The sequence below is a fragment of the Capillibacterium thermochitinicola genome (genome assembly GCF_013664685.1).
Classification (GTDB): Bacteria; Bacillota; UBA4882; order UBA10575; family UBA10575; genus Capillibacterium; species Capillibacterium thermochitinicola.
This window is the reverse complement of sequence record NZ_JAAKDE010000082.1, coordinates 1-541: the sequence shown is the minus strand read 5'-3', so window position 1 is coordinate 541 and position 541 is coordinate 1. Positions and strand designations below refer to the sequence as shown.

1 pseudogene is annotated in these 541 nt (G+C 42.9%); it reads left to right on the top strand.

The window, feature by feature from the left end:
- Positions 1-239, top strand: a pseudogene (locus tag G5B42_RS11650) (alpha-glucan family phosphorylase); the annotation flags it as partial.
- Positions 240-541: the final 302 nt, after the last annotated feature.

The following is a 541-nucleotide window of genomic DNA, read 5'->3' as shown; positions in this document are numbered from 1 at the left end:
CGGAGGGCTGTGTCCACGGGGTCAACGGCTGGCAGATCGGGGACGGTTACGAAGGGAAGGACCAGGACGAGAAGGACCTGGCATCCCTCTACAAAGTCCTCAAGACCGAGGTGATCCCCACCTACTACCAGAACCGCGCCAAATGGCTTGCCATGATGCGGGCTTCGATCGAGATGTCGCATGAGCAGTTCTCGACCGCGCGGATGTTGAAGGAGTATTACGAGAAGTTGTACTGCTAGCGCGCAAGGCACTCTTGGTCATCTTGATTTTTAAAGGCTGTTCTTATTTGGGAACAGCCTTTTTATATTGTTTCGCATAGCGGCATTGCATAGTTACGATCAGAACTAGATTTGGAGAAATTTAACAAAACAATAGATGATGACATTAAAGCAGATATAAGAAATTTTTTAAAGAAAATTTGAGAAATCAGCTAAAATTTTACAGATAACTGGTTTTACAATTTTGGGTTTAAATAGTAAATTAATAAATAAGTTGCTAAATTACTGATACGATCCGCAAGATTGTGTCAAGTATAGTTCGC